The following is a 24,737-nucleotide window of genomic DNA, read 5'->3' on the forward strand; positions in this document are numbered from 1 at the left end:
ACCGAAAACCGCATTTTATCATCATAAGTGCCTCAACCACCCGCAACCATTACGCTCCCGACGATAACATCCATGGTCAGGATATTTCTAAAACGATGATTCATTTTCCTAACCATCAAGCCGCAACTCCGCTATCAGCAATACCGGTCTCAGCATTAGGTTGACCTGAGAGCCTCTACAGATTTCAGGGGGCCGATAGACAAAAATTTTATAGTTTAAGTCCCGGCAGCTAAGAACAGAGTAGTATTATCGTTTTGAGCAATTTACCGATGTGCGTATTATAGTGAGTAAGAACGATTGTTCGAATCTCTCAGCGGTAGTACAACGATAATGCCTCCACATCGTGTGAGCGTTCGGCAGGATGCCAAACTGTGATCTTTTCGACGCTATTTTGTACTTGCAAGAACATTTCTCTAATATTCATGGATAGTTATGTCTTCAGAACAAACGAAATCAGCATCAACAAACCAGCCTGGTAAAACCGCAGCTTACTCCATACTCGTTTCGATTATCACAACACTGTCGCTTGGCATGCCTTATCAGGTAGACATCAAGATTCTGCTGCTTCTGTCGTTAACACTCACAGTAATTATTGCTCTGGCGGATGGCTGGCGCTTTACGCTGATAATAGAGAGTATGTGCAGCGGCATTATAAGGGCTTTCCCCTCGCTTTGTATTTTTATCCTAATTGGTGCGCTTATCGGGAGCTGGATCCAGAGCGGGATTATCCAGACCCTTATTTTCTATGGGCTACAGATTTTAAGCCCGGAGTTTTTTTTGCCGGCAGGTTTACTGGTTTGTAGCGTCGTGTCACTGGCGACCGGTACATCGTGGGGTACTGCCGGTACGATGGGGGTAGCCTTTATGGCTATGGGACAAGTCTTCGGGGTCCCTGCTCCACTCACTGCGGGGATGGTGATTTCAGGCGCCATTTTTGGCGATAAATTATCCGTTCTGTCTGATACCACTAATCTTGCGGCTGCCACAACCGGTTCTGATTTGTTCGCACACGTCCGTTCTCTGTTACTTACTACTGCGCCATCGTATTTGCTGAGTCTGGGAGCATTTTATGTCGCAGGGAGACATTACCATCTGACCCAAAGCACAGACGTAAATGAGGTCAGTGGACTGCTGCAGTTGCTTCAACAGAACTTTGTCATTAGCCCATGGTTGCTGTTACCGATTTTGGCAGTACTGCTGATGAGTGTGCTGCGGGTGCCAGCACTGATTGCACTAATGAGTGGTGCATTACTTGGGGTTTTGTGCAGTGTTATTGTTCAGGGGGACTCTGTCGCCAGCGCTCTGAATGCGATGAATATCGGATACGTCAGCTACAGCGGTGTTGCAATGCTTGATACTCTGCTTAACCGCGGGGGTATTGTGAATATGATGGGAACCTTTGCGCTGTCATTTATGGCGCTGTGTCTGGGGGCGTTAATTAACGAGCTCGGTTATTTGCGTCTGGTAATGCAGGGGCTATTGCAGCAGGTTAAACGGCTGGGTTCCCTGGTAGCCCTTGTCATTGGCGCCTGTTTCATGACTAATGGTCTGATGGGGGAAGTCTATCTGTCGATCATCGTTAACGGTAATTTATTTCGGCAGGAGTTTGCCCGTCGTGGTTTGCAGCCAGCAATGCTCAGTCGTACCCTGGAAGAGGGTGCTACGCTGACAGGCCCTTTGATTCCCTGGACTACGGCCGGTGCATTTATGGGAGGAGTGCTTGGTGTCAATGCAATTGATTATGCACCGTATTCTTTCTTTAACCTTATTAATCCGTTGGTTGCCATTGCTTTTGCTTCTGCCGGGATAGCTGTGCTGCGTACTAAACCGTCGACAGCGGCACCGCATTCCGCAAGCCGCCACCACCGGTGACGGACTTTGCTCGCTGTGACAGCTCGCTTTTACAAAAAAAGTTTCGGAATTTTTCTGGTTGCTTCAGCACAGTGTTATCAGCGATTCAAAACTGGGGCTTTCGCAGCCCCGGAGGATTAAAAATGATGAAACTTACGTTTTAACAAGAAGCCGGGAGTTTTTAAGTTATGGAGAAAATAAACTGGTCTGACTCAAAACACTCTACAGCTAACACGCGGGTGAGAAACCTGCTGACAAATTACTGGTTCTGATGGAATAACTCTCTCAGAGCTCACTGCTGCGCTGAAGCAGGTCCGGGAGCTCCAGCGCCTTCTGGGCAAAAAGACGATGTAAGTTGATCTCCTGAAAGAAGCCTTGGAGTACGGTCAGTCGCGAAAATGGATAGCGCACGCGCCCTTGTTGCCAAAGGACGGGGAATAGCCCTGGTCAGTCGCACCATGGGTGTGTCGCGTGCGCAAGTGTCACTGCGGCCGACTGGCAGGACGGGCGTTGTAACCGGCGTAATGACGAAGCAGACGCTGAAATACTGTCGGCTATCCTCAACATTATCAGCGATATGCCGAGTTATGATTATCGACGCGTGTGGGGCATCCTGCGCAAGCAACGTCGCTCAGAGGGACAGCCACCTGTGAATGCCAAACGTCTATACAGGATAATGAGCGAGCATAACCTGTTGTTGTTGCATGACAAACCAGAGCGCCCGAAGCGTGAACATAAGGGTAAAATCGCAGTTGCAGAAAGCAATATGCGCTGGTGTTCAGATGGCTTCGAGTTCGGCTGTGACAACGGCGAAAAACTGCGTGTAACGTTCGCGCTGGACTGCTGCGACCGCGAGGCCATAGACTGGGCAGCAAGCACGGGAGGCTATGACAGTTCGACTGTGCAGGATGTGATACTAAGGTCGGTGGAAAAACGCTTCGGCGACAGGTTGCCCGACACACCGGTGCAGTGGCTGACGGATAACGGTTCAGCGTATAGCGCGCATGAAACGCGGAGGTTCGCCAGAGAGCTGAATCTGAAACCCTGCACAACCGCAGTGAGCAGCCCACTGAGTAATGGCATGGCAGAGCGGTTCGTGAAGACGATGAAGGAAGACTATATCGCGTTCATGCCAAAACCGGATGTGAGAACAGCCCTGCAAAACCTTGCAGCAGCGTTCACGCATTACAATGAAAACCACCCGCGCAGCGCGCTGGGATATCACTCCCCAAGGGAATACAGGCGGCAGCGGGCATCGTTAACTTAAGATACAAAAGTTGTCCGGAGATGGCGGGTCAAGATCACTATAATAGATACTTGAAAATGGGTAATTAATTTTTGCGATGTATTTATAACAATTTACCGTAACATATCCATTCTGACTCTATTTTAAAACTACCGGCCATCCCGCAGGTCCAAACAACACCGGTTCAGAAGAAAAGCAAGATGACCGGCTGACTTACTTTAAAGGAAGTTCACCTTTCGCACCACCTTTGAACAATATAAAGAGTGCCATTTTAACATAAGCTCTTGTTGACTTAGTCTCTTAAAATTCCCATAATAAGAAGTTAATTTTTATGAATAAAATATATTCTTTAAAAAAACCGAAGTGAAACAGGATTCATTTTTTGTTCAAGAATATAATCCCCCTCTTGTCCTCTCGGAAATATACTTACTGTTTCTGAACGAGTAAGCCAGACCACAGTCGAATCAGGGCGGTAAGCCAGAATGGTATTAAAAGCAACCCAAATACCATGAAGTAGCATAAGGCAATCAACGACAAGAGTAATATTTTTTGTATTCTCAAGCTGTTTCAATACTCTGCTTTCTTGAAAGCTCATAAGTATATGCAGGGCCTACACAATAATGCCGGCCATGGCCACAAAAATGAGTAGCGTACCATTAACGTCAAACTTGTCGTCTACAGCGTGCCTTCCCGGCTTGTTGGCCAGCTGTTACGGGTTCGGGCGTAGGATGATCGTCTGAGTTGTTAAATTGGTAGCAACGAGGTTATGAGCTGCCCTCGTGTCAGACCAGAAAAGGGTAAAAGACGAGCCAGACTGATCGACTTCCGGCATGTGATCGACAGCCTGGCGAAAAAGCCGGGGGCCTTCAGCCATGCGGCGCTGAGAAATGACATCCAGCCGGACCATGAATGGCGAAGACTGTGGCGCCGTCTGTGTAATCATCTCAAGCCTGAGATAGCAGGTCGTCTGATGGTACACGTACTGAAACAGGCTGCGTGCTATGACGATATTTCTATCGTGGCGCGGGGGATGGAACAGATGCTGAATATCCTGGGTGAGCTGAATCTGCACAGCCTGATGCGGTTACTGGGGATAAAGGAAAAGGAACTACCGGCGGTCAGTGTAGTTCACACAACCTCAGCAGTTATGAGCAGTTGCTGCGCGGAAAAGGAGGTCTGCAGTGAGCAATATCCACCTACTTGAGCGTAGTCAGCGCAAACTGCGTCTCACCCGCGTCAGTGCGGAATGGCATGCACTGGAGAAACGTGCGCTGGCTGAGGGCTGGACCCCGTCACGCTATCTGCTGACGCTGTGCAATGAAGAACTCCTGTGGCGCGAGAGCGAAAAGCTACGCCGCTATAAAAGGAAGCCAGGTTGCCAGTGCGAAAACGCTGGGTAAGTATGACTTCAGCCAAGTGCTGGAACTAAATAACGCTCAGTTCCGGCAACTCTGTGAAACGACAGACTGGGTCGATGCCGGAGAAAATCTCCTGCTGTTCGAGCTGATCGCACATCGTTATGAGCGTGGCAGTCTGGTCATCACAAGCAATCATCCGTTCAGCACGTCGGGCGGCATCTTCGTGGATGAAACGATGGCGGTGGCAGCAGCCGACCGGCTGAGCCATCACGGATATATGTTCGAACTGAAGGGAGAAAGTTACAGTAAAAAGGCAGCGAAGGCAGTAACCAAGGTGGCGTAAAACCCCGCTCAATGGATGCGGCTAGAGTAGTTGGCGCCAGTCGGCAAAACTAGTTGACGTTTGATACATTAGGTTTATTTATATCTCGGGGTGATGTTGTTCCACACCAGGTTAATAATTTTGTCATGCAACACCTCATTTATGAATTAAAATACAAGTAACTATAAACCAGCCCGCGCCATCAGTTTACTTACCACTGTACTTACCTTTATCCTCTCCGGCCTGCATTCCATTGCGCCGGAATTACATTAACTGCAAATCAAATACATCATACCGGCATGCCCACCTCCGGTATCCCCTGCAACTACCGGTAGAGGATATCAGGTCCTGGCAGCATTTCAGTAAATTTTCGGGTCAAAAATGACGGTTACCGCCCCGCGATAGGTATCCGGACGTGTAGCCAGCATGGTATCAACATCTTTCTGGCCGACAAGAAAATCAATACTTCCGGCCCTGTTCTGACCAAACGTCTTTGTCACAAAAACGTTCTTAGTCAAATCACGCCCGGCTTCAAGCCTGCGTTTTGACACGGTTGAGCCGGTGACGTTATCGACGATGTTATCGGGTAAGGTCAGGAGCGTGCTGACCGGGACCGTCTGTGAGGGCATTTTATCGCTTCTGAGGGCGCAGTCCGGGCCGCTCTGCTGTTCGCATTCCAGATAAACCGTAAAAGCGCCTGAGGTGGACAAACTGAAGTTACTCCTGCCTGTCAGTTGCGGAGTGGCACGCGACACCATCCAGCGCTCCCAATTGGCCTGTCCCTCATCAGCAGTGCAGACCCGCCCTGAAGCACAGGGCTGCAGCGACACGGCCTGGTCATCTGCGGTAGTGGTGAGTTTAAATTCATGGTTTACCGAAAGCGTAAAATTGATGGTCAGTTCCGTGTCTGACGCCTGATAGTTGTCCCCGAAATCGATATCGCCTCCCGGGCCAACACTCAGCGTTAATGACCCAGTGTATATTCCGGCCTCCATTTTGAGCGGGTCAGGAGTTTGTAGTTCATAGCCAATACTGTTGTCGTTGAATACAGGGTAACCACTTCGTGAGATAGTTGATATTTTATAACATGCAGAATCCCCTGTATTGTACCGCCATAAAAACTCGTAATAAATATCTGAGTAGAAAGCTAAACCTGTAGAAATGCAAGGTCTTGGTGCAGAAATAAAGCCCCCGCCAACCCAATTATCCATGGTTCCTATTGTGCCAAAAGGATACCTGGCAATAAAGCCGATAGTTGATACCCGGAACTGTACCTGCGCTTGCGCACCTGTTTCACTGGTAACTGTCAGGCTTCTGAATGTGGATGGCATTTTTATATACAATCCGTCTCTGGGAGATGAATTAGCTTCTATTGTCCTGGACGGCGATGCTCTTAGAGGAAGATCAGCACTAACTCTGTTCCCGCTGCAATACTCTGGCCTGCGGACACAATACCCGCTCTGCGGCGTGGTGTTCGTGAAGGTATTGTTTTCAGGCCTGTCCATCGACGGTGAAAACGACGCCGTGATGTCCATGGTCGCCGCCATACCCGCTGTACTTACCGCAAGCAGCGCCATGCACGCCAGCGCACGTAATACTGAGTAACTCATCGTTTTTCTCCTGCACCGTCTGCGCGGCACGTCACTGTGCTGACAAACTGCACTGTCCTGTCTTTTTCCATCTCCGCCGGCAGCGTGCACTGCATCCCCGGCTGCCGGTTTTCTGCCCTGACCGTCAGCTTCCGGTTTGCAGTACCGGAATCCAGGGTCAGCACCCCCTCAGCGTTTATCACTCCGCCGGAGACGTCGCTGCTCACGTAGCGGTTCTTCAGTACGTTTCCGTTTTCGTCCTGCAGCATCCCCACCACCGTGAAGGTTTTCACCGCCTTCACGCTGATGTATTTCACGCTGCCGCGTTGCATCTGTACGCTACTGGCGGGTGGGAACACCTGCACACTTTCTCCTCCGCGGGCTGTGAACTGTACGGTCTCTTTTTTCCACAGCCCGGCCGGAATGATATTGCGTCCTGCTTTCAGCGGTGTCTCGGCCATCCGGCCGGAAGCCAGTACATTCGCGGCTTCATCATCAGAATCTACATCCACAATCAGCGCTGACTCCATGCTGCGGCTGGCGTTGCCGTTTACGGAGGCCACCCTGCCACCGCCCATCACCAGCACCTGGCTCAGGTTACCCCCTGCCGTGTTCGTGCCCCCGCGGGTGTTATGCTGCACATAACCATCCCCGCTGATGTACGTGGTATCCACTGAGGCATTACCGCTGATAACCGTATTCTGCGGACTGTAGGAGACTCCCCCGCCCAGAGAGCGGATGCTGCTGTCATCCCCCGGCTGCCACTGATAGTTCAGACTGGAATAACCCTGATTCTGGTTCATGCCCGTTTCTGCCGACAGGGTGTGCCTTGCCGCCGGGGCTAGCGAGATGCTGATGCCAAATGCGACCCCGTGGTCGCGACGGCGGTCATTAAAGCCAGGGCGGTCATATGCGCTCACGCGGAAGTTCATATCGCGCCCCGACAGGGTGGCCAGCGTAGTCACCGACATATCGGCACCAACCCCACTGCGCCAGGCCGTATCCATATACTGCCCGTTGACGATAAGCGACGTTGACCCTTGAAGTCGCAGCGCCAGGGAGCTGCCCCAGGTATCACCCTGCTGACGGGATGCGGTTCTGTGCCCGTAGACGTCCGTCGTGGTTGAGCGCCAGAACAGGCTGGCTGAGCCACCACCGGGAATATTGCGGTAGAAACGGATGTCGGTATTCTGATTTAACTGATATGCGGTGTTACCCAGCGTGTACTGGGCAAACAGGGCGTCATCCGGTGAAAGCGTGATGTTTGCACGCGTCCTGATCTGGTGCTCTTTTTCCGTTGCCGCCCCGCTGAGCCCCAGAACAGCTCGCGGATGGGCCAGGACATCAACCCCCCCACCAATGGAGAAGGGATTATCCTCACGCCCCTGCCCTTCACCTGTGGCCAGCGTCCTGTGCTGACCGCCCCACAGGTTCATGCGCCAGCGCCGGTTCGGGTCAGACCACCCCTGTGGTTTGTAAATCTGCGCCTGCTGCGTGTCGACGGTCTGACCATTTTCAATAATCCTGATGGTGATGTCATAAATGCCGCCGGGTAACGGCCGCGTGTCCAGGGCCTGCACACCCGCTTGTAACTGCTGGGTATGAACGAGGCGGCCGTCGCGCCAGACTTCTGCAATGGACTGAGTGTATCCGGTCACATAAACCGGCCAAGCGCTGACGCTGTCCATACTGACCCGAAGCGCATCAGAGGTACCCCACATCGCTCCCGCCACGGTGTCGTAACCGAAACCGGCTGTCTGCACATTACCGGTATCACTGTCAGGGGTAAAAAAACCCAGCCGGACGAAACTGCCCTGAAGCTCTTTTTGGGTGTAAAGTTCGTACAGGCTGGCGCTGCTGTAATGATAGTCCCCATCCGTTCCTGACGACTGGAAGGACGCTCTCTGGCTCCAGCCTGCCAGCGACGACGTCAGGGATGAATTTATACCCCAGCTGCGCGTGGACGCCGTGTTTGTTACGGATGCATCGTTGTACATAATGACACCACCCGGCGTATCTGCCGACATGGCAATATAGGTGCTCTGGGTCCGTGCGGTCTCATAGCTTGTGGTATAAAGCTTCAGCACGGAGTTGTCGAGCCTGTACTGAACCGCCATCAGCCCGGAAGGACAGTCTTTCGCACATTGTCCAGCCGATACACCCTTCTTCAGCACACCACTCCAGAGGGCCAGGGTTTCCGGGTCTGCATCCTCTGCATAATCAAGGGTTCGTATCAGACGGATGTCTCCGTTCTCTTTCAGGACAACGGCAGCATCAAACAGCCGTGTGTCATTCAGGTAAACCTGAACAATAAGCTCTGAGTCATAAAAATACCGGCGGAAGTCTTCCGGCAGCCCCCGCATATTGGCCGCCAGCGTCATATCCGCCGCCGGCGCAGTCAGGGGGATCAGGGTAAGGATGAGCAGGCTTTTTTTCTTCATAAAAAAAAGCCGCAGCAGTCGCCTGCCGCGGCCTCCATATCACATGAAAGGACAGGCGTTGTTATTGCGTCGCCACTACCGGCTCGAAAATCATCGACACGCTGCCGGTAAATGACCCGTTCACGGTCAGCGCCTTATCGTCAGCCTGAGAGATTTTCAGTGTGGTACGCCCACCGGCTTTTGCCGCTGCGGCTTCCACCACGGTGGTGGCCGTTTTGCTGAGCGCAACGTTGTTAAAACTCACCGCCAGGGGGATTACATCGGTGCCGTTTGAGAGCTGGGGTTTGCCATCGCTGCTCAGGTTGCCGGTCAGGGTTGCCTGAATACCACTGGTGGTATTTTTGTACTGGAACGGCTTTTCAAACACCTTCAGTTTGCTGGTCGCGATGTCGTAGCCCATATCCTGGGTCTGATCAATCCAGCCCGCGTCTACTGGGATAACCTGAAAAGAGTCTGAGGGGACGCTGGCGGTCAGGTTAATGGTATATCTCTGGCTGTTTTCAGCGTGCGCGGCAACGCCGCCGAAAACTGCACAGGAAAACAGAGCGGCAGCGAGGGATTTATTCGGAACAGAAAAATTACGTTTCATATTACTATATTCACTAAGGTTTGAAGTTAATCCACAAACGGTCAGACGGATTTGCATGACCAGCACTGGTATTCCGGGTGTTAATAACTCAACGCCCGCTTGCTATTCCCCTCGATAAGAGTGAAATTCGTTTTATATCCGGCTTTTTTGCCTACGGTATGGGCTCTACCGGGGAGAATAAATTCGCGAGTGACTGCACCGCAGTCGGTATTCGCTGTTCTGCACTGGCGGATATTATCAAGCGACACCGTGGCATTGCCGTTATTTTTTATAGTGATACCTTCCGCGCCGGCACTGTCGATGGCTGTGTTAAACTGCGGTTTTTCGGGCTGGACAATCACTATCGTGCCGTAGCCCGTAAGCACATTAAGTCCCGCATGCAGGGTGTCTTTGCGATACTCATTCACCGCCTTTTTATCGAGCCCAAAGCTGTCATCAGCCTCAGGCATGACCGGGGTGAACCTGACGCGAAAATACCGTTCGCTTTCCCGCTCTCCCGGCCACAGAATACGCACAGACTGAAAACCTGCCGGCGGAATAATAAGCCGCTGGGGCGTGACAATAAGACGGTTACGCTCCGGAGTTGTCCCGGATAACTCTTTTTGCGGCATTTCCTCTTCCCCTTTTTTACTTCCGGGGATTATTTCAAGCAGTTCAACGCGCACAAAGGCAGTCGAGTCACCGGTGTTATAAATCCGCTTGGTCATACTCTGCATATCCGGCGTCAGTACGTCGTACATACTGCCAATGCCAATTACTGGTGTGGCATACGCGGGTGACAGTGCTGACAGCCCTGAAATAAAACAACAGGTAAGAAAAAATATTTTAAAGTAACTCATCGTATCACCTTATAACAGGGCCTCCCTTAAGGGGAGCGAATAACGCAGGGGGGGGGGATTATCCCGCAAGCTGCATGCATACTGGTAAGTTTCATCACCCGGTTTAAAGAACGCTTTTACACTGTCATAGATGTTTTTGTTTTCCCATCTATGAAAGCGCCTTTCTGTAAAGCGAGATGCTGTTAAACAAACCGTAAACTTTTAAGGCAAGTTGGCTTCGTGGTGTGCGATGCGAAAATTAAACTAGCTCTATTATGCATAAATGAAATTGATCGTCAATGGCGATCAGATGCCTGCTCATTGATTTACTTGATCTATCGATGATAAGAATATGAACGTTCCCACCGCTCATTAACTTTGGTTAATCATCAGGTGAAAATATAATAATTTCAAATTTTTAAGTGAGCAAATCAAGAAAAATAACAAATATGAAAAAATTCTTAAAAAAAGGATGGAACATAAACTGCAATAAAATAAAAAAATAAATTAACACCATCTGTTTAGGTTTTGTTTAGACTCCGATTAAAGGTTGATAATAATCATTCCTGCAAAATGCCTAGCTTAGATTTAAATTTATGTAAAGTTATTGATGTTTAGTAAATTTCAGGTAAAGAATAATCAACCAGCTTCCCCCTCGCGCCGCGCAATTCTGAAAAAACTTTTGTTGTGTCAGCCCTTTCCTCCACAGGACTGGTAGCCCTGTCGATGCCCTCAGTGTCTTTTGCGGCATCACTAAGCAAAGAAGAGCGGGATGCGATGACCCCGGATGCTGTAATTGAACGTTTTAAGCAGGACAATCTGCGCTTCCGGGAGAATGCAGGATTACCTGGCACAGAAACGCAACAGTATTGCAGGACAGTATCCTGCAGCGGTGATCCTTAGCTGTATTGACTCACGTGTATCGGCTGAAATTGTACTGGATGCAGGGATCAGCGAAACGTTTAATACCCGTGTTGCAGGAAACATAAGCAATCGCGATATGCTGGGAAGCATGGAGTTTGCCTGTGCAATTGCTGGCGCTAAGGTGGTGCTTGTTATGGGGCATACACGTTGTGGCGCTGTACGTGGAGCCATTGACAATGCAGGCCTGGGAGACCTGACAGGTCTGCTGAATGAAATTAAACCTGCAATTGACAAAACCGAGTACTAGGGAGAACGTAAAGGCAGTTATTATGCCTTCGTCGATGCCGTCGCCCGTAAAAATGTTGAGTTAACCATTGAAAAAATCCGGAAGGACAGCCCTGTACTTAAGCAACTGGAAGACCAGAAGAAAATTAAGATCGTTGGCAGCATGTATAGCCTTGCTGGCGGCAAGGTTGATTTTTTCAAGTATAAAGACAACCATAAACTGTCGCGTAATATTTCCCCATGAAAAATTATGCAGATAATGAATTTTGTGCACTACGATAATTGCACTTTTGAGGTAGACCCAAAACAAACAATTCAGTGAGACAGTTTTTCTGTCTCATGCCGGTGTTACGTTTTCATCATCTAGAGTTAAACAAGACAGTTTTCATTATTATGGCACTTTATGGCTACGCCCGTGTTTCAACGAGCGACCAGGATCTTACCCTGCAGACACAAACTCTCAGCGCTGCCGGTTGTGAAATAATTCGTGCAGAAAAAGACAGCGGAAGGAGCGAGTTGCAGCTGTTGCTGGAATTCTTACGCCCCGGAGATACATTGATGGTGACCCGCGTGGATCGCCTGGCCCGCAGCATTAAGGATCTGCAGCATATCGTGTATGCCCTGAATCAGCAGGGCGTAACGCTCAGGGCAACAGAACAGCCAGTGGACACGCGCTCGGCAGCAGGTAAAGCCTTCTTCGATATGCTGGGCGTTTTCGCTGAGTTTGAGACCAATTTGCGACGCGAGCGCCAGATGGAAGGGATTGCCGCAGCGAAAGCGCGGGGGGTGTACCGGGGAAGAAAGCCCTCAATAGACCCTGCTGAGGTCTGGCGGTTGTACACCACGGAGAAGATGGGAGCCACGGCCATTGCCCGCCAACTCGGGATTGTGAGGGCATCAGTTTACCGGGCGCTGGAAAACTATGAGCAGCCGGCGTAGCTCTATCCCGGCTGACTCCCTGTTACAACTGGTGCAACGGCTTGATCGCCTGCCGCCAAAAAGTCCTGAACGGGCCACCTAGATTGCCGCTGCTGCTCAGTTGTATGGTATTTCAGTCACGACGGTCTATCGCGCCCTTCGTCTGGTTCTCAGACCACGCACAGCTCACCGCCGCGATCATGGTCTGCCCCGCGTACTTCCCCCGTCTGAACTGGAACATTACTGTGAACTGATTGCCGCGCTAAAACTGCAAACCACGAATAAATCCGGTCGTCACCTGTCAACCAGCCGGGCAATACAGTTGCTGGAAGATCACAGTGTCGAGACTATTCAGGGACTGATAAAAAGTCCCAAAGGCTTGCTTAATAAACAGACCGTTAATCGCTGGCTTTCCCGCTGGCGTCTCGACCAGCCCCGTCTGTTACGGGAGCAGCCGGCGGTAAGATTTCAGGCTGAAAGCAGCAATGACTGCTGGCAGTTTGATATGTCACCGTCAGATCTCAAACATATTGAACGGCCTGACTGTGTTGACCCTGCACGAGGCGAGCCCACGCTTATGCTGTTCAGCGTGGTGGATGAACGGAGCGGTGTTGCTTACCAGGAATACCGGTGTGTGTACGGTGAGGATGCGGAATCAGCGCTGCGTTTTCTCTTTAACGTCATGGCACCAAAGACCAAGTCTGATTTTCCTTTCAAGGGCCGCCCGAAAATGCTGTGCCTCGATAACGGACCGGTGGCCAAAAGCCATGTCTTCCAGAATGTGATGCAGTCCCTGAAAGTTGACTGGCTGACGCACACACCGGCTGGCAAGGATGATACCCGGACGACAGCACGGTTCAAAGGTAAAGTCGAACGTCCTTTCCGGACCGTCAAGGAGGAGCATGAAACCCTGTACCATTACCATAAACCGGAGACGGAACTGCAAGCCAACGAATGTCTCTGGAACTATCTGAGTCGTTACAATCCACAGCGCCACCGCAGTGAGAAACATTACCGACTTGAGGACTGGCTGGCAAATATCCCCTGGGACGGCGTGAGAGGTATGTGAAACTGGGAACAATACTGTCGGGAGCCGGAATCCCGCAAAGTGGGTGTTGATGCGCGGCTAACGATAGACCGCACCGCATGGGAGGTTGAACCGGATATGGCAGGTGAAACCGTTATTCAGCTGTGGGGGATGTTTGACGATGTCAACAACGAGTAAAGAGTGGGTCTTCCGCAACTTGGGTGGAACCTTTCAGGCCAGAGGACTCATCACACGTCGCCTCAGTAACTCGAACCCTGCACGCCCGTACATCTGCCGCTTCAGCATTTTCAGGCGATTTACATGCCCTTCGACTACACCGTTACTCCATCGGCTGGTAATCGCTTCATATATTGCTGCATCAGCTTCCATCCCGGCAGCAACACGCTGAAGCTCAACCGGGCCGCTTCCGCTGACATAACTGAACCACCTGCTAAGTTGTTGCTTGTTTTTGGTTTTCAGGATCCGGTAGAAGTCCAGCGCCAGTTGTTGTGCTATTTTCAGCTGCGGTTCTTTTTCACACATCAGCCCGATGAAGCGGGAGGCATAAGTTTCTTCACCCCTGATTATTCGCCAGGGCATCAGCCAGCGGCTTACACGGGAAGTGGAAGGAAGTCGGGTGGTAGCAGCAACCGGTGGGAGCCAGCCTTTACGCCATCTGGCAACGGCATCCCTGACGATGGTTTCACTGCCTGTAAACCCCTTCATCACCATTTCCCGCCATATCTGGCTGGCATTATAATTACCACTTTCACGTTGCTCTTCCATCCACTTTCGCCATGGGGCAAGAAGGCCTCGCTTTGGAGGCCGGGTCGATATTTCAGGGAATGCCCCTGACTGCACCCAGTGACTGACTGTTACGCGTGATAAGCCTGTGATGCGGGATATTTCCCTGACCCCACACCCCTTATTATGCAGAGCCATAACCTCTGTCCAAAGCTGATGTCGTTTATTTCGGGTCTGCTGTTTAAGTAGTTCCGGACGACAGAGCGTTGGTGCCGGCACAGAGGGTTCTGGCTCAGGTGATTTCTTTGGTGACAACTCGCTGGCAACCAGCCGTATCAGAGGCATATTCCTGTACAACATTTGTTCAAGCGCATCGCCAATATTTTTTAACAGGTGCCATCTATCGGCCACCTGTCTGGCCTGAGGTGCTCCTTCCCGGGCAGCTATGGAGTAAATACCACCTCGATCGCGTGAAACGACCTGTATCTCCGGGTATTTTTTAAACCATGCAGTCAGAGTGCGCTGCTCCCGACCGGGCAGTAGTACCAGAGGGCGATGCGTATCGAGGTTAACAATCAGCGTGCCGTACCTGTGGCCCCTATGCCATGACCACTCGTCAATACCGACATGCCGGGTCCTGTTCTCCGTCTGCTCTGGAGCCTGAACGACCCTACGCAGCAACGTATCCGGGCTGATCTGTATTCCTGAGGCTACCGCAGCACGTCTTCCAGCCTCTCCGCCGGCAATGAGTCCCAGTTGATGCTGTAGATTTTGAAGTAACGCTGAAGACTGCTGCTGTGGACCAGCAAAAGGAGCCAGCGATTCCGCAAAGATTTTTCGTGAACAGGACGGGTTACGGCAGTACAAGTGTCGGACAACAAAGATTAACCAGAGTGTCCGGCCGGAGCATGGGAGGTGTTGTATCCGTCGTCGACGATAACTATGAACAGAGCGGCTGCGTTTTAGACATTCAGGGCATTGCGCTGTTTTACGCGTGGCGCGGAGATGTAGGGTGATCCCATCAGAGCCAGTAATTTGTCGGCTGGATTGCCATCCACAAGGTAGCTGCAAAAGTGTTTTAAGTGAGGTCATCTCGTCATCCATAACTTAAAACAGCTTAGATCTTTGTTAACTAAAAAGTTTCATTGATTTTCTTCCACCCAAGTTGCGGAAGACCCACTTTTTACCCGTTGTTGACAGCGGATGATTAATGCCAGCCAGAAACCCGGGATGGTTGCTATCTGTAAGCGGACCACGGAAATTCCGCAAAAAGGTGAGCCCCCTGTTCGTATTGATAGTCTCCTTACGGGGGTGGTGCTGCAGAACGACGGCGATCGCCTAGTGTTTGATGTGACGTATACACAGCGTAACGCTGCACAGCAGGGTCCATTTCGGACGGAAAAATACCGGCTGACCACAGAGCTGGAAGCCACCCGCCAGAAGATGATGATCGATCCTGAGACGATCCAACTTTCGCTACCGTATGCCCGTGGTCTCGAAGAAACTTTTCTCACCGGAATGAAAGCCAGTACGGTGTCGTATGGCGACTACAGCAGTTACCGGGTCATATCTGCCACTGACTATCAGATCCTGCCGGGTCCAGATTCCCCGGATGCGCCAGTGATGCACTGCACGGTCCGCCCGGGAACCGCCTGAGCCACCGCTACGGTGAGTTTTGTGCTTCATGTATGAGAAATACGTGGTTACCCACGCGACTCTGAAATGATTAAGGATAACCAGTGAAACCAAATTACCTTAACGATCTGCATGCAAACGAAGCCGCTGATAACATTATTGGCCTACTGAAACTGTGTCAGCAGCTGCAGTCGGAAAAGGACGGCAGGGAACGGCCGGAGCCCGGGGCATATTCCCGCGATGAGGACGCGTTTGCCGATCGTATCCGCACGGCGTGTGGACATGCTCTGCAGCTGCGCCAGCTGCTGCCAGCGATGGCTACCCTGAGCGCCATAGGGGCTGAGATGGAACGACGAGGGGAGATCACTCTTCTCCCGGGGGAAGATTACGCGCAGAAGGCGCTGGTAAGGTTCGCAGAGCAATACTTGGGCACGAAGGAATACAAACCATGATGCCGGCATTACCAGGCCAGATCGGCTCCTTTTCTTCTCCTCAGTTGCCGGTGGCCATCGATTACCCGGCTGCGCTGGCACTTCGCCAGCTGGCACTCTCGCATGATGAACTGCCAAAATACATGCTGGCGCCGGAGGTGAGTGCCCTGCTCCACTATATTCCAGACCTGTACCGCAAGACCCTGGTCGCCACCCTGTGGAATTCCGGCGCACGTGTCAACGAAGCCGTGGCACTGGGCCGGACTGATTTCTTGCTGCAGAAGCCCTACCCGTTCGTGAAGCTGGCCACGCTCAAACAGCGGACCGAAAAAGCCGCCAGAACGGCCGGTCGTTCGCCTGCCGGCAGTCAGGTTCACCGTCTGGTACCGCTTTCCGATCCGCAGTATGTCAGCCAGCTGGAGATGATGGTGGCCACACTGAAGATACCCCTGGAACGAAAAAACAAGAAGACAGGCAGAATGGAAAAGGCTCGCATCTGGAATATTACCGATCGTACCGTACGCACCTGGCTCAGAGAAGCCGTGGAGGCTGCAGCAGCCGACGGAGTGACGTTCTCCGTGCCGGTAACTCCACACACGTTCCGGCACAGTTACGCGATGCATATGCTTTATGCCGGTATACCGCTGAAGGTGTTGCAGAGCCTCATGGGACATAAGTCAATCAGCTCGACAGAAGTCTATACGAAAGTTTTTGCTCTCGATGTTGCGGCGCGCCACCGTGTTCAGTTTGCTATGCAGGAATCAGATGCGGTTGCGTTGATGAAACAACTGAACCGAGGATGATTATGGGAAATACCCCAAGTTAGCTTTTTGAATCCAGGATAGTGAATACTAGTCGGCCGTCGTCATTCTGTGTCATCGCGGCTTTAAGAGGCGTATTGGCGTTGATTTTCTTCAGGGCTGGATTGATGAAGGTGCGTTTCATCTCAGCAAAGTTACTGCGTTGTGATTCCGGGAGCATGAAACGTTCAGACAGCCAATCCTGAGTAGTGATCCAAACGCCGCTTGAACGGTACTGGCAAAGGCTTTCATAGAGGCGGATAACCCGTACACTGTTAATTTTTCCACAGTCGTACAAGGAGTATGTTGTGAACTGGCTAGTCAGTCCCATCAGGTACGGCATTACCTTGTAGTTGAACTCTATTTGCCATTTCCCTCGCCCTTTTTTCAGGCCTGCTTCAGCCAGCCAGGGGCGTTTCACCTCTTCAAACTCCCCTTCTTTAGGGTAAAAAACCACGCTACTGTCCGCCAGTGCGGTCACACCTTTTTTAACGTCAGTAGAGGCAGTATCCACGCTGACTTTAAAAAACTTCTGATAATCCGCCACAGTAACGGTGAATATCGGAGAGACAGAATCGGGATCATCCTTCATCGGGTAGCACTGCATCAGGCAAAGCCACAGCACACGTTTTGCCTGCAGAGGCAAATAGTAAGCGGCCTCAGTCAGCTCATTGGACTGACTGATATTGACAGGTTTTTTAAGGGTTGCCGTGGTCATTGCCTTCACCGTGTGGGTGTTTTTGAATCCCCCACATACTGGCATGAGGCACCGAAAGTCACAAGAAGAATTAGTAAGTTATCAACAGGTATATGAACTGCAGATAAACTAGGGGTATTTCCCATAGTAACCCGTGGTGTTTCCCATACTTTGTTGAGGTGTTCCCCATAGCTACTTGGGGTGTTCCCCACAATAACCCGGGGTGTTTCCCAGAAGAACTTTAGGCGTTTCCCATACTGGTACCTTGAGAAGTGCGGCTGGCGTGGTCTGGCGGGTTTCTAAAAGGGATAAAATGGATAAAAGGAATTAAAAAGAGTAAAAATGCTTTTAAAAATATCCGGTGGATAACTGGATAACTGGATAACTCCAAACTAGGGGTATTTCCCATAATTGTCTAAGTGTTCAGTTCCTGCGCGTAATTGCCTTCTGTAACACCCTCGCTCTTGCGCTTCCTCGCCAGTTCGCTCGCGTTGCTCGGTCACATGGCTGCGGCGAGCACTACTTACTTTTTGGCTGCACATTGCCTAGTGGAAATGGTCCGGCCGGAATGCCCTGCCGCTCAGTGCAGGCGTCAATGGCATTTATCTCTCACGGGCCAACCTTGATGTCACTTTTGACGGCAGCGGCCGACAGATAAGTCCCCTGACTGCGGGGAACCTAGCGGAGGTAATGAAGCTGTTTAATCGCTGTGGTTGGCAGGCTGAGCCTGAGTCTGGTGCCTCCCTGCCCCACCAGTATTCGCTAATGGTCGGACAGGGAGTGTGAGGAGAGGGGGATTAATGACGAATCTGGGCTAGATCGTTTTCAGTAAGACCGGTCATTTTCATGACGGTATTGCGGTCAATGCCGTTCTGCAGCATGGTACGGGCAATTTTAAGGGTGGCTTCGCGCTCGCCTTTTTCAATGCCGCGTTGTTCACCGAGCTGAATCCCCTTCTCGATGCCTTTTTGTTCAAGCTGATGTGCGATGGTCATAAGTGCGTCTCCGTGTTGCGGCACACGCTGTGCCAGTTCGCGTACAAAGGCTTCGGCGTCCGATGTTTCGCCTGCCTGCACTATATAGTGTACCAGCGATATTACCTGTGATGAAGACAGATATCCGGCCAGCAAGATGGGCGCCAGCCGGTCAACCAGTTCTGCCAGGTCCCGCTGGTGAATATGCTTTTGCAGTAAAGTTAGTGCGGCCATACTGCGATGGTCAGCGATTTCATCATCCGGAATGACCGTAACGTCTACCAGCGGGAAAGCGCTGCTGTAGAGTTTGCCTGCCAGCGCCGGATCGTCAAACTCATCCAGCCAGCAGGTGGAGTACGGATACGGGCTGCGCTTACCCGTATAGAACAGCACCGGTATCACCAGTGGCAGTTTTTTATGCCCTGCCTCCAGGTGTCGCTGCATGGCGGCAACCGCATAGCGTATCAGGCGGAAAGCCATATGTTTGTCCGGCGTTGACTGGTGTTCCACGAGGACATGTATGTACCCGTCACCTGCTGTAGTTTTCAGGCTGTAGAGAACGTCGCTGAAATACTGCCGGAGATCATCCTCAACGAACGAGCCTGATTCCAGTTTCAGCGTGCTCAGATCGCAGATGGCACGCAGCTCTGTCGGCAGATGCAGTTCCATAAAATCCCTAGCAATGTCTGGTTGTGACAGAAACTGGCGGAATGTCGCATCGTGGGGAGTTGGCGTAGTATTTTTCTTTTTCATCAGTCCATGCTCTGAAAAATGACCCGGTCATAGTATCACAGGCAAAAATGCTAACATTGGTGGAGAATGGAATTGCAATTCCTTCAGGGGCAGTTCCGGGGGGGGGGTCTGTCCCCTCCTTTCTTTTTAATCTTCAGTTAGATGGCCCTGATATATCTGCGCCAAGACACTGGTACTACAGCTATAACGAAATGACGAGATGTTCTGGTGACATTTAAGTGGTTATGCATTTGAAGGTATCTCTTATCTGGTCACAACTGGTGGGAAGAGTAGACGGAAGTCGGTACTGCTGGAGCATACCCAAATGTGACAGACTGACGCGCCCGCCGGGCTTGTCCAACCCCTCGCCTGCTCAGATGCAAGCTCTGAACAGACTCACGGTTTGCGCTGTGGGTCAACAAAATGATTGTGGACGTAGTGCCCTCTTCTCCATTTAATCTTCGGAGCCTCCTGTGAGAGCAAAATCAAAATATTATGAATTACTTCTTGCAAAATGATTCTTTTTGTTCAAAATGACAAAAAACGTCATGAGGTGATAAATGGAAAATATTGAGCAGTTACGGAAAGTCGCCACACGTGCAGGTAAACTTCTGACATCCTTGAGCGAAAGTATCCGCCAGCAAAAAGAGGAATTGAAGCTTACCGAGTTCTATCAGGAATACAGCAAAGCCGCCCTATATAAGCTGCCTAAGCTCAGCAAAGGGAGTGTTGAGTATGCTGTGGCCGAAATGGAAGCCAGTGGCTACATTTTTAAAAAGAAACCTTCCGGCAATACGATGAAGTACGCGATGACGATTCAGAACGTCATCGATCTGTATTTCCATCGTAAAGTACCCAGGTACAGAGATCGCTTCGATAAAGCCTTCACTATTTTTGTATGTAACCTTAAAGGTGGCGGTTCCAAGACAGTTTCTACCGCTTCATTATCCCATGCTTTTCGGGCTCATCCTCAGCTTCTGTTCGAAGACCTTCGTATTCTGGCCATCGATTTCGATCCGCAGGCATCTCTGACAATGTTCCTGAGCCATGAGAATTCAGTGGGCCTGGTTGAAAATACGGCTGCTCAGGCCATGCTCCAGAACGTGTCTCGTGAAGAATTACTGTCCGATTTCATCGTGCCGTCAATTATCCCGGGCGTTGATGTTATTCCCGCTTCCATTGACGATGCATTCCTTGCTGAAGGCTGGAAGGGATTGTGTGAGGAACATCTGCCAGGGCAAAATATTCATGCAGTGCTTAAAGAGAACATCATCGACAAGCTCAGGTATGACTACGACTTTATCTTCCTTGATAGTGGTCCTCACCTCGATGCGTTCCTGAAAAACTGCATCGGTGCGGCAGACCTGATGTTGACCCCTCTTCCACCGGCAACGGTTGATTTTCATTCTTCCCTGAAGTTTGTAGCCAGCCTTCCTGCGCTTATTGATTCTATCGAACAGGATGGACACACCTGCAATCTCATCGGAAATGTCGGTTTTATGTCTAAAATCCTGAACAAGTCTGATCACAAAATTTGCCATAGTCAGGCCAAAGAGGTATTTGGTGCCGATATGCTCGACATGGTTCTGCCGCGGCTGGATGGCTTCGAGCGCTGCGGGGAGACTTTTGACACAGTTATTTCCGCAAATCCAGCAACCTATGATGGAAGCACCGAGGCGCTTAAAAGCGCAAAATCAGCAGCGGAAGACTTTGCGAAGGCCGTATTTGATCGCATTGAGTTCATTCGTACTAACGGAGGTATGTGATGTCGAATGAGAAAAGAAAAACCATTGGCAGACAGTTAAATACCCAAGCGTCAATGGTCGAGATGACTGACACCCAAAGAAGTCAGGTATTTACCCTAAAAACCGGCAGGAAGATAACGTTCAGGTTTGTTCGGGTACCTGCATCGGATGTTGAAAGTAAGACATTCGTAAACCAGGAAACCAACGGAAGAGATCAACTTGCTCTGACCAGGGAGTCCCTGAAATCTATTATCCAGACGATTAAGTTTCAGCAGTTCTTCCCCTGTATTGGTATTCAGCAAGGTGAAAGGATTGAGATACTGGATGGTTCAAGACGGCGAGCCTCAGCGATTTATATCCGTACAGGCCTTGATGTAATGGTTACCGATGAACTTTTATCAGCTGATGAAGCTCGCCAGCTGGCTAAAGATATCCAGACAGCTAAAGAGCATAACCTTCGGGAGATCGGCTTAAGATTGATGGCTCTGAAAGAGTCTGGATTCAATCAAAAGGAAATTGCTGAACTGGAGGGGTTATCCCAGGCTAAGGTCACCAGGGCACTGCAGGCGGCAGCCGTACCGCAAGAATTGATTTCTCTGTTCCCGGTTCAGTCTGAGCTGTCGTTTAGTGACTATAAAATTCTGTTAGAGGTTAATGAAAAACTCAGTGAAAAGGGCTTAACGTCTGAAGGGCTCATTCAGTCTGTCTCAGATCAGCATGATGCAATTTTGAGTGACTACGAGCGACCAGAAGACGAACAGAAAGCCAGTATACTGAAATTGATTTCTCAGGCCTCTCAGGCATTGATAGCTCCGCCTCCTAAGGAAAAGTCAGTAATTTCCGCACTCTGGACCTTTGAAGAAAAGGACAAGTTCGCGCGCAAGCGTGTGAAAGGGCGTACGCTGACTTATGAGTTTAGCCGTATGTCAAAAGTGGTTCAGGATGAACTGGACAAAGCTATCAACGAGGTCCTTGATAGAAATTTGAGTCAATAATTTCGCCACGGCGATTTCATATCTAACTTATTGTAATAAAGTTATTTATGTTGAGAATTTCAAGGTGAAATCGCCAAAATTTCAAGTCAATTTCGCTGCAGGAATATCTGCCCAGCGTGTCGTATAAGCTGGCGAAAGTAGTTCTCTTTTCATCTGCCACTCGGGGGCAATCCCCCGTCCGGCGAACCATATTTTCCCCTTGCCCGAATGGTTAATACCGTCCATTACTTTCATCAGCTGATTGCTGTTGCTTCGGGGCTGAGTATCATCGAAGAGGTTCAGCTGCGAAACCCCGTCAGGATTGAAATCATTGAGCATGCAACCCGCTTTTGCATATCGATGCCCATTCACCCAGATCCTATCCAGTGCTTTCACCGCTGCGGCTATAATGTCCCTGGTATCCTGCGTGGGAGTCATCAGCTTTTCACTGGCCACATTCCCGTAATACGGTTCGTTCAACGCGAACGGTGACGTTTTCACAAATACAGCAATATGCCTGCAAAACTGACGCTCGCCGCGCAGCTTCTCAGCTGCACGCTCTGCGTACTGACAGACTGCCTGCCGCATTGCTTCATACGTCGTGACACGCTCCCCAAAGGACCGGCTGCAGACAATCTGCTGTTTCGGCGGAGGCGCTTCTTCAAGCGAAATACAGCTTTCTCCGTTGAGTTCCCGGACGGTTCTCTCCAGCACAACGTTGAAATTTTTCCTGATAAATACAGGGTTCGCGCGCGCCAGCTGTAGTGCCGTAGTGATGCCCATCGTATTAAGCTTTTTTGAGATCCTGCGACCTACTCCCCAGATTTCTTCCACCGGCTGTAGTGAGAGCAGTTTCTCCGTTAACTACATATGCTACTGGCACAAGTTTGAGAGGCTACAGTATCATGGCCATTTAAAAATTATTGATCACTGTATAAAGCCAGCTTTTTGGTCGGCCCCATCCCGACGCCGATTGTCAGCCCCGTACCGGAGCGCACGTGCTCGCGCAGCTGCCGGCCGAAGTCCTCATAATCGATGCAGCTGTCTATACCGCGGATATCCAGAAACATCTCGTCAATGCTGTACTGCTCCACGCGCGGTGCCAGCTCCTCGAGATGAGACATAACCCTGTTCGACAGCGATGCATAAAGCTCGTAATTGCTCGAGAACGTGATGACCGGCTCCGGGAATTGTGCCGTCCTCAGCTGGAACCAGGGGACGCCCATTTTAATACCCAGCCGTTTCGCTTCAGCACTGCGCGCGATAACGCAGCCATCGTTGTTGCTGAGTACCACAACGGGCCTGTTACGCAGGTCCGGACGGAACACTTTTTCACAGCTCGCATAGAACGAATTCACATCAGCGAGCGCAAACATTAGTTTCTACCCCGCGTCTTATGTATGAATGCTATCACCACGCCGAATATCTGTAGTTCCTCCGGGTAGAGGGTGGGGTAGGCGGGATTCATCGGCAGCAGGGCGATTCGGGGTTTAAGCTGCAGGCGTTTAACGGTGAACTCGCCATCTGTTTCTGCGATGACAATATCTCCCTGCATGGGTTTTTCGGCTTTATCGACAACCATCAGGTCGCCGGAGTGCAGGCCCATGTCTTTCATCGAATCGCCAATGGCCCGGACAAAGTAGGTCGCGCTGGGGCGACGGATACAGTAGGCGTTCAGATCCAGTTCGTCTTCGGTATAGTCCGCGGCCGGTGAAGGAAAACCTGCTGGACAGCGCTCTGTGAAAAGTGGTGCGGTGAACAGTGCTGGCTCAGATGCGGGAGAGACAAAAAGGATCATGGCATACCTCTTAAAATGCCTGTTTTTATATACAGTATTATTTAAGATATTTTCCGTCCTGCAAGGAGAATTTTACCGGCTCCTGCCAGGTCATTGTTCTGGCGGATAAAACAGGCTCAGGGTTATCCACAGAAACGGTGCATAACCCTGTGAGTGGATGTCGGGTATCTCATCGTCTGCTAAGCCAGTGGCTCTATAAGTCCCCGGCCCTGGTTCCGGGGATTGCCAACAGCCCGACTGACGGGGTGCCATGTGAAATCTTCGGCGGAAATACTGCCCTCTCGGGCAATGTCTTCCGCCTCTTTACCGGTTGTGTTTTCGCTGAGCCATTTACGTGCAGCAGCCGGTGAGTACACGAGCGGTCGCCGATCGTGAATGTCCAGCAGTCCCTCATCCGCAGCTGCTGTGACGATCAGGAATCCTTCCTGGTCATTGCCGTTCTCAAAAGGTGGTTTCCCGATGGCAGCGAGCAGGAGTGGATTTCCGTCCTTACGGTAAATGAAAAACGGCTGTTTCACGCCGTTTTGCTGTTTGTCGAGTAGGGCGCCGAAGTTACCTTCGACGCCCCCTCTAAGAACCGTGCGTGAGAGTTTCCAGCTCACACGGCTCAAGCCTTATCAAACACCACTGTGAAATGATGCGGCAGGTGAAGTCAGATGTGTGGTTCTGGATCGGATATAATCTGTCCAATCCGTGTCATATGGATTAAGTGCAGAGGCGACGAGTCTGTGACGGACAATCTTGACGCTCTGAGCGTGGACCAGCCTCAGTATTGTAACCTTCCCCGTATCAGTGTCCCGATAATGTCAGCGCCAGTGATATAAGACGGTAATTCACCATTTGAATTGTCCGCTCCACCCAACATGTTGTTTCCTTGAGGTTCCCACACCAGAAAGGAC

General features: G+C 50.8%; 16 protein-coding genes and 8 pseudogenes. 13 read left to right on the forward strand and 11 right to left on the reverse strand.

Annotation, left to right across the window (positions count from 1 at the left end):
• Positions 1 to 432: 432 nt before the first annotated feature.
• Positions 433 to 1,872, forward strand: a complete 1,440-nt coding sequence (gene nhaC, locus DFO52_RS22155) for a Na+/H+ antiporter NhaC (RefSeq protein ID WP_133551203.1) — start codon at positions 433 to 435, stop codon at positions 1,870 to 1,872.
• A gap of 264 nt (positions 1,873 to 2,136) precedes the next feature.
• Positions 2,137 to 3,118, forward strand: a pseudogene (locus DFO52_RS22160) (IS3 family transposase); the annotation flags it as partial.
• Positions 3,119 to 3,446: 328 nt separating this feature from the next.
• Here DFO52_RS22160 and DFO52_RS22165 read toward each other — a convergent pair.
• Complete coding sequence (locus DFO52_RS22165; protein WP_133551204.1) at positions 3,447 to 3,692, reverse strand: hypothetical protein; 246 nt, start codon at positions 3,690 to 3,692, stop codon at positions 3,447 to 3,449.
• A 6-nt stretch (positions 3,693 to 3,698) separates the two neighbouring features.
• On the opposite strand from DFO52_RS22165, the pseudogene DFO52_RS22170 reads away from it, so the two are divergent.
• Positions 3,699 to 4,282: pseudogene (locus DFO52_RS22170) on the forward strand (IS21 family transposase); the annotation flags it as partial.
• A pseudogene (locus DFO52_RS23195) lies at positions 4,279 to 4,798 on the forward strand (ATP-binding protein). The pseudogenes DFO52_RS22170 and DFO52_RS23195, both read left to right, overlap by 4 nt.
• 338 nt (positions 4,799 to 5,136) lie before the next feature.
• Here DFO52_RS23195 and DFO52_RS22180 read toward each other — a convergent pair.
• From DFO52_RS22180 to DFO52_RS22195, 4 genes are all read right to left on the reverse strand, one after another.
• Positions 5,137 to 6,387, reverse strand: a complete 1,251-nt coding sequence (locus tag DFO52_RS22180; protein WP_243737953.1) for a hypothetical protein — start codon at positions 6,385 to 6,387, stop codon at positions 5,137 to 5,139.
• On the reverse strand, positions 6,384 to 8,807 hold the full coding sequence (locus DFO52_RS22185; protein ID WP_208110484.1) for a TcfC E-set like domain-containing protein: 2,424 nt from the start codon (positions 8,805 to 8,807) through the stop codon (positions 6,384 to 6,386). Before DFO52_RS22185 ends, DFO52_RS22180 begins: the two co-directional genes overlap by 4 nt.
• Before the next feature lie 61 nt (positions 8,808 to 8,868).
• Positions 8,869 to 9,396 carry a CS1 type fimbrial major subunit gene (locus DFO52_RS22190; RefSeq protein ID WP_133551205.1) on the reverse strand — a complete coding sequence of 176 codons (528 nt, stop codon included), beginning with the start codon at positions 9,394 to 9,396 and terminating at the stop codon, positions 8,869 to 8,871.
• A gap of 80 nt (positions 9,397 to 9,476) precedes the next feature.
• Positions 9,477 to 10,235, reverse strand: a complete 759-nt coding sequence (locus DFO52_RS22195) for a hypothetical protein (RefSeq protein WP_133551206.1) — start codon at positions 10,233 to 10,235, stop codon at positions 9,477 to 9,479.
• A gap of 589 nt (positions 10,236 to 10,824) precedes the next feature.
• Between DFO52_RS22195 and DFO52_RS22200 the strand changes: the two are divergent.
• From DFO52_RS22200 to DFO52_RS22210, 3 genes and pseudogenes are all read left to right on the forward strand, one after another.
• Positions 10,825 to 11,607: pseudogene (locus DFO52_RS22200) on the forward strand (carbonic anhydrase).
• Positions 11,608 to 11,756: 149 nt separating this feature from the next.
• Positions 11,757 to 12,302 (forward strand): recombinase family protein, encoded by a 546-nt coding sequence (locus DFO52_RS22205; protein WP_133551220.1) that lies wholly within the window; start codon positions 11,757 to 11,759, stop codon positions 12,300 to 12,302.
• Positions 12,286 to 13,488: pseudogene (locus DFO52_RS22210) on the forward strand (IS481 family transposase); the annotation flags it as partial. The gene DFO52_RS22205 and the pseudogene DFO52_RS22210, both read left to right, overlap by 17 nt.
• 51 nt (positions 13,489 to 13,539) lie before the next feature.
• Here DFO52_RS22210 and DFO52_RS22215 read toward each other — a convergent pair.
• Positions 13,540 to 15,156, reverse strand: a complete 1,617-nt coding sequence (locus DFO52_RS22215) for an ISL3 family transposase (protein ID WP_133551207.1) — start codon at positions 15,154 to 15,156, stop codon at positions 13,540 to 13,542.
• A 126-nt stretch (positions 15,157 to 15,282) separates the two neighbouring features.
• On the opposite strand from DFO52_RS22215, the gene DFO52_RS22220 reads away from it, so the two are divergent.
• The 3 genes from DFO52_RS22220 (at position 15,283) to DFO52_RS22230 (ending at position 16,921) form a co-directional block, all read left to right on the forward strand.
• The gene (locus tag DFO52_RS22220) at positions 15,283 to 15,708 is read left to right on the forward strand and encodes a hypothetical protein (RefSeq protein ID WP_243737954.1); all 426 of its coding nucleotides are present in this window, start codon (positions 15,283 to 15,285) and stop codon (positions 15,706 to 15,708) included.
• Positions 15,709 to 15,791: 83 nt separating this feature from the next.
• Positions 15,792 to 16,139 carry a hypothetical protein gene (locus tag DFO52_RS22225; RefSeq protein ID WP_133551208.1) on the forward strand — a complete coding sequence of 116 codons (348 nt, stop codon included), beginning with the start codon at positions 15,792 to 15,794 and terminating at the stop codon, positions 16,137 to 16,139.
• Entirely contained in the window at positions 16,136 to 16,921 is a 786-nt protein-coding gene (locus tag DFO52_RS22230; RefSeq protein ID WP_133551209.1) for a site-specific integrase, read from the forward strand. Before DFO52_RS22225 ends, DFO52_RS22230 begins: the two co-directional genes overlap by 4 nt.
• A 19-nt stretch (positions 16,922 to 16,940) precedes the next feature.
• Here the strand turns inward: DFO52_RS22230 and DFO52_RS22235 are convergent, their stop codons facing one another.
• Positions 16,941 to 17,636 carry a replication initiation protein gene (locus DFO52_RS22235; protein ID WP_133551210.1) on the reverse strand — a complete coding sequence of 232 codons (696 nt, stop codon included), beginning with the start codon at positions 17,634 to 17,636 and terminating at the stop codon, positions 16,941 to 16,943.
• A gap of 519 nt (positions 17,637 to 18,155) precedes the next feature.
• Here DFO52_RS22235 and DFO52_RS23375 point away from each other — a divergent pair.
• Positions 18,156 to 18,401 (forward strand): annotated as a pseudogene (locus DFO52_RS23375) (hypothetical protein); the annotation flags it as partial.
• Positions 18,402 to 18,412: 11 nt separating this feature from the next.
• Here DFO52_RS23375 and DFO52_RS22245 read toward each other — a convergent pair.
• Complete coding sequence (locus DFO52_RS22245) at positions 18,413 to 19,342, reverse strand: Rpn family recombination-promoting nuclease/putative transposase (protein ID WP_133551211.1); 930 nt, start codon at positions 19,340 to 19,342, stop codon at positions 18,413 to 18,415.
• 539 nt (positions 19,343 to 19,881) lie between these two features.
• Here DFO52_RS22245 and DFO52_RS22250 point away from each other — a divergent pair.
• Positions 19,882 to 21,087, forward strand: a complete 1,206-nt coding sequence (locus DFO52_RS22250) for an AAA family ATPase (protein ID WP_133551212.1) — start codon at positions 19,882 to 19,884, stop codon at positions 21,085 to 21,087.
• The gene (locus tag DFO52_RS22255) at positions 21,087 to 22,061 is read left to right on the forward strand and encodes a ParB family protein (protein ID WP_166642378.1); all 975 of its coding nucleotides are present in this window, start codon (positions 21,087 to 21,089) and stop codon (positions 22,059 to 22,061) included. The genes DFO52_RS22250 and DFO52_RS22255 overlap by 1 nt, the downstream gene beginning before the upstream one ends.
• 81 nt (positions 22,062 to 22,142) lie before the next feature.
• Here the strand turns inward: DFO52_RS22255 and DFO52_RS22260 are convergent.
• The 3 genes and pseudogenes from DFO52_RS22260 to DFO52_RS22270 all read right to left on the reverse strand — a co-directional run.
• Positions 22,143 to 23,416 (reverse strand): annotated as a pseudogene (locus DFO52_RS22260) (Y-family DNA polymerase).
• Positions 23,416 to 23,838: a translesion error-prone DNA polymerase V autoproteolytic subunit gene (umuD, locus tag DFO52_RS22265; protein ID WP_133551214.1), complete on the reverse strand. Its 423-nt coding sequence runs from the start codon at positions 23,836 to 23,838 to the stop codon at positions 23,416 to 23,418. Before umuD ends, DFO52_RS22260 begins: the two are co-directional and overlap by 1 nt.
• 179 nt (positions 23,839 to 24,017) lie before the next feature.
• Positions 24,018 to 24,371 (reverse strand): annotated as a pseudogene (locus tag DFO52_RS22270) (SOS response-associated peptidase family protein); the annotation flags it as partial.
• Between the last annotated feature and the right edge of the window lie 366 nt (positions 24,372 to 24,737).

This window comes from Enterobacter sp. AG326 (genome assembly GCF_004362415.1).
Classification (GTDB): Bacteria; Pseudomonadota; Gammaproteobacteria; order Enterobacterales; family Enterobacteriaceae; genus Enterobacter; species Enterobacter asburiae.

Excerpts from the sequence above, each read along its gene's own strand:
- nhaC (WP_133551203.1), top strand. The coding sequence starts at position 433 with ATGTCTTCAGAACAAACGAAATCAGCATCAACAAACCAGCCTGGTAAA.
- DFO52_RS22165 (WP_133551204.1), bottom strand. The coding sequence starts at position 3,692 with ATGAGCTTTCAAGAAAGCAGAGTATTGAAACAGCTTGAGAATACAAAA.
- DFO52_RS22180 (WP_243737953.1), bottom strand. The coding sequence starts at position 6,387 with ATGAGTTACTCAGTATTACGTGCGCTGGCGTGCATGGCGCTGCTTGCG.
- DFO52_RS22185 (WP_208110484.1), bottom strand. The coding sequence starts at position 8,807 with ATGAAGAAAAAAAGCCTGCTCATCCTTACCCTGATCCCCCTGACTGCG.
- DFO52_RS22190 (WP_133551205.1), bottom strand. The coding sequence starts at position 9,396 with ATGAAACGTAATTTTTCTGTTCCGAATAAATCCCTCGCTGCCGCTCTG.
- DFO52_RS22195 (WP_133551206.1), bottom strand. The coding sequence starts at position 10,235 with ATGAGTTACTTTAAAATATTTTTTCTTACCTGTTGTTTTATTTCAGGG.
- DFO52_RS22205 (WP_133551220.1), top strand. The coding sequence starts at position 11,757 with ATGGCACTTTATGGCTACGCCCGTGTTTCAACGAGCGACCAGGATCTT.
- DFO52_RS22215 (WP_133551207.1), bottom strand. The coding sequence starts at position 15,156 with ATGGATGACGAGATGACCTCACTTAAAACACTTTTGCAGCTACCTTGT.
- DFO52_RS22220 (WP_243737954.1), top strand. The coding sequence starts at position 15,283 with ATGGTTGCTATCTGTAAGCGGACCACGGAAATTCCGCAAAAAGGTGAG.
- DFO52_RS22230 (WP_133551209.1), top strand. The coding sequence starts at position 16,136 with ATGATGCCGGCATTACCAGGCCAGATCGGCTCCTTTTCTTCTCCTCAG.
- DFO52_RS22235 (WP_133551210.1), bottom strand. The coding sequence starts at position 17,636 with ATGACCACGGCAACCCTTAAAAAACCTGTCAATATCAGTCAGTCCAAT.
- DFO52_RS22245 (WP_133551211.1), bottom strand. The coding sequence starts at position 19,342 with ATGAAAAAGAAAAATACTACGCCAACTCCCCACGATGCGACATTCCGC.
- DFO52_RS22250 (WP_133551212.1), top strand. The coding sequence starts at position 19,882 with ATGGAAAATATTGAGCAGTTACGGAAAGTCGCCACACGTGCAGGTAAA.
- DFO52_RS22255 (WP_166642378.1), top strand. The coding sequence starts at position 21,087 with ATGTCGAATGAGAAAAGAAAAACCATTGGCAGACAGTTAAATACCCAA.
- umuD (WP_133551214.1), bottom strand. The coding sequence starts at position 23,838 with ATGATCCTTTTTGTCTCTCCCGCATCTGAGCCAGCACTGTTCACCGCA.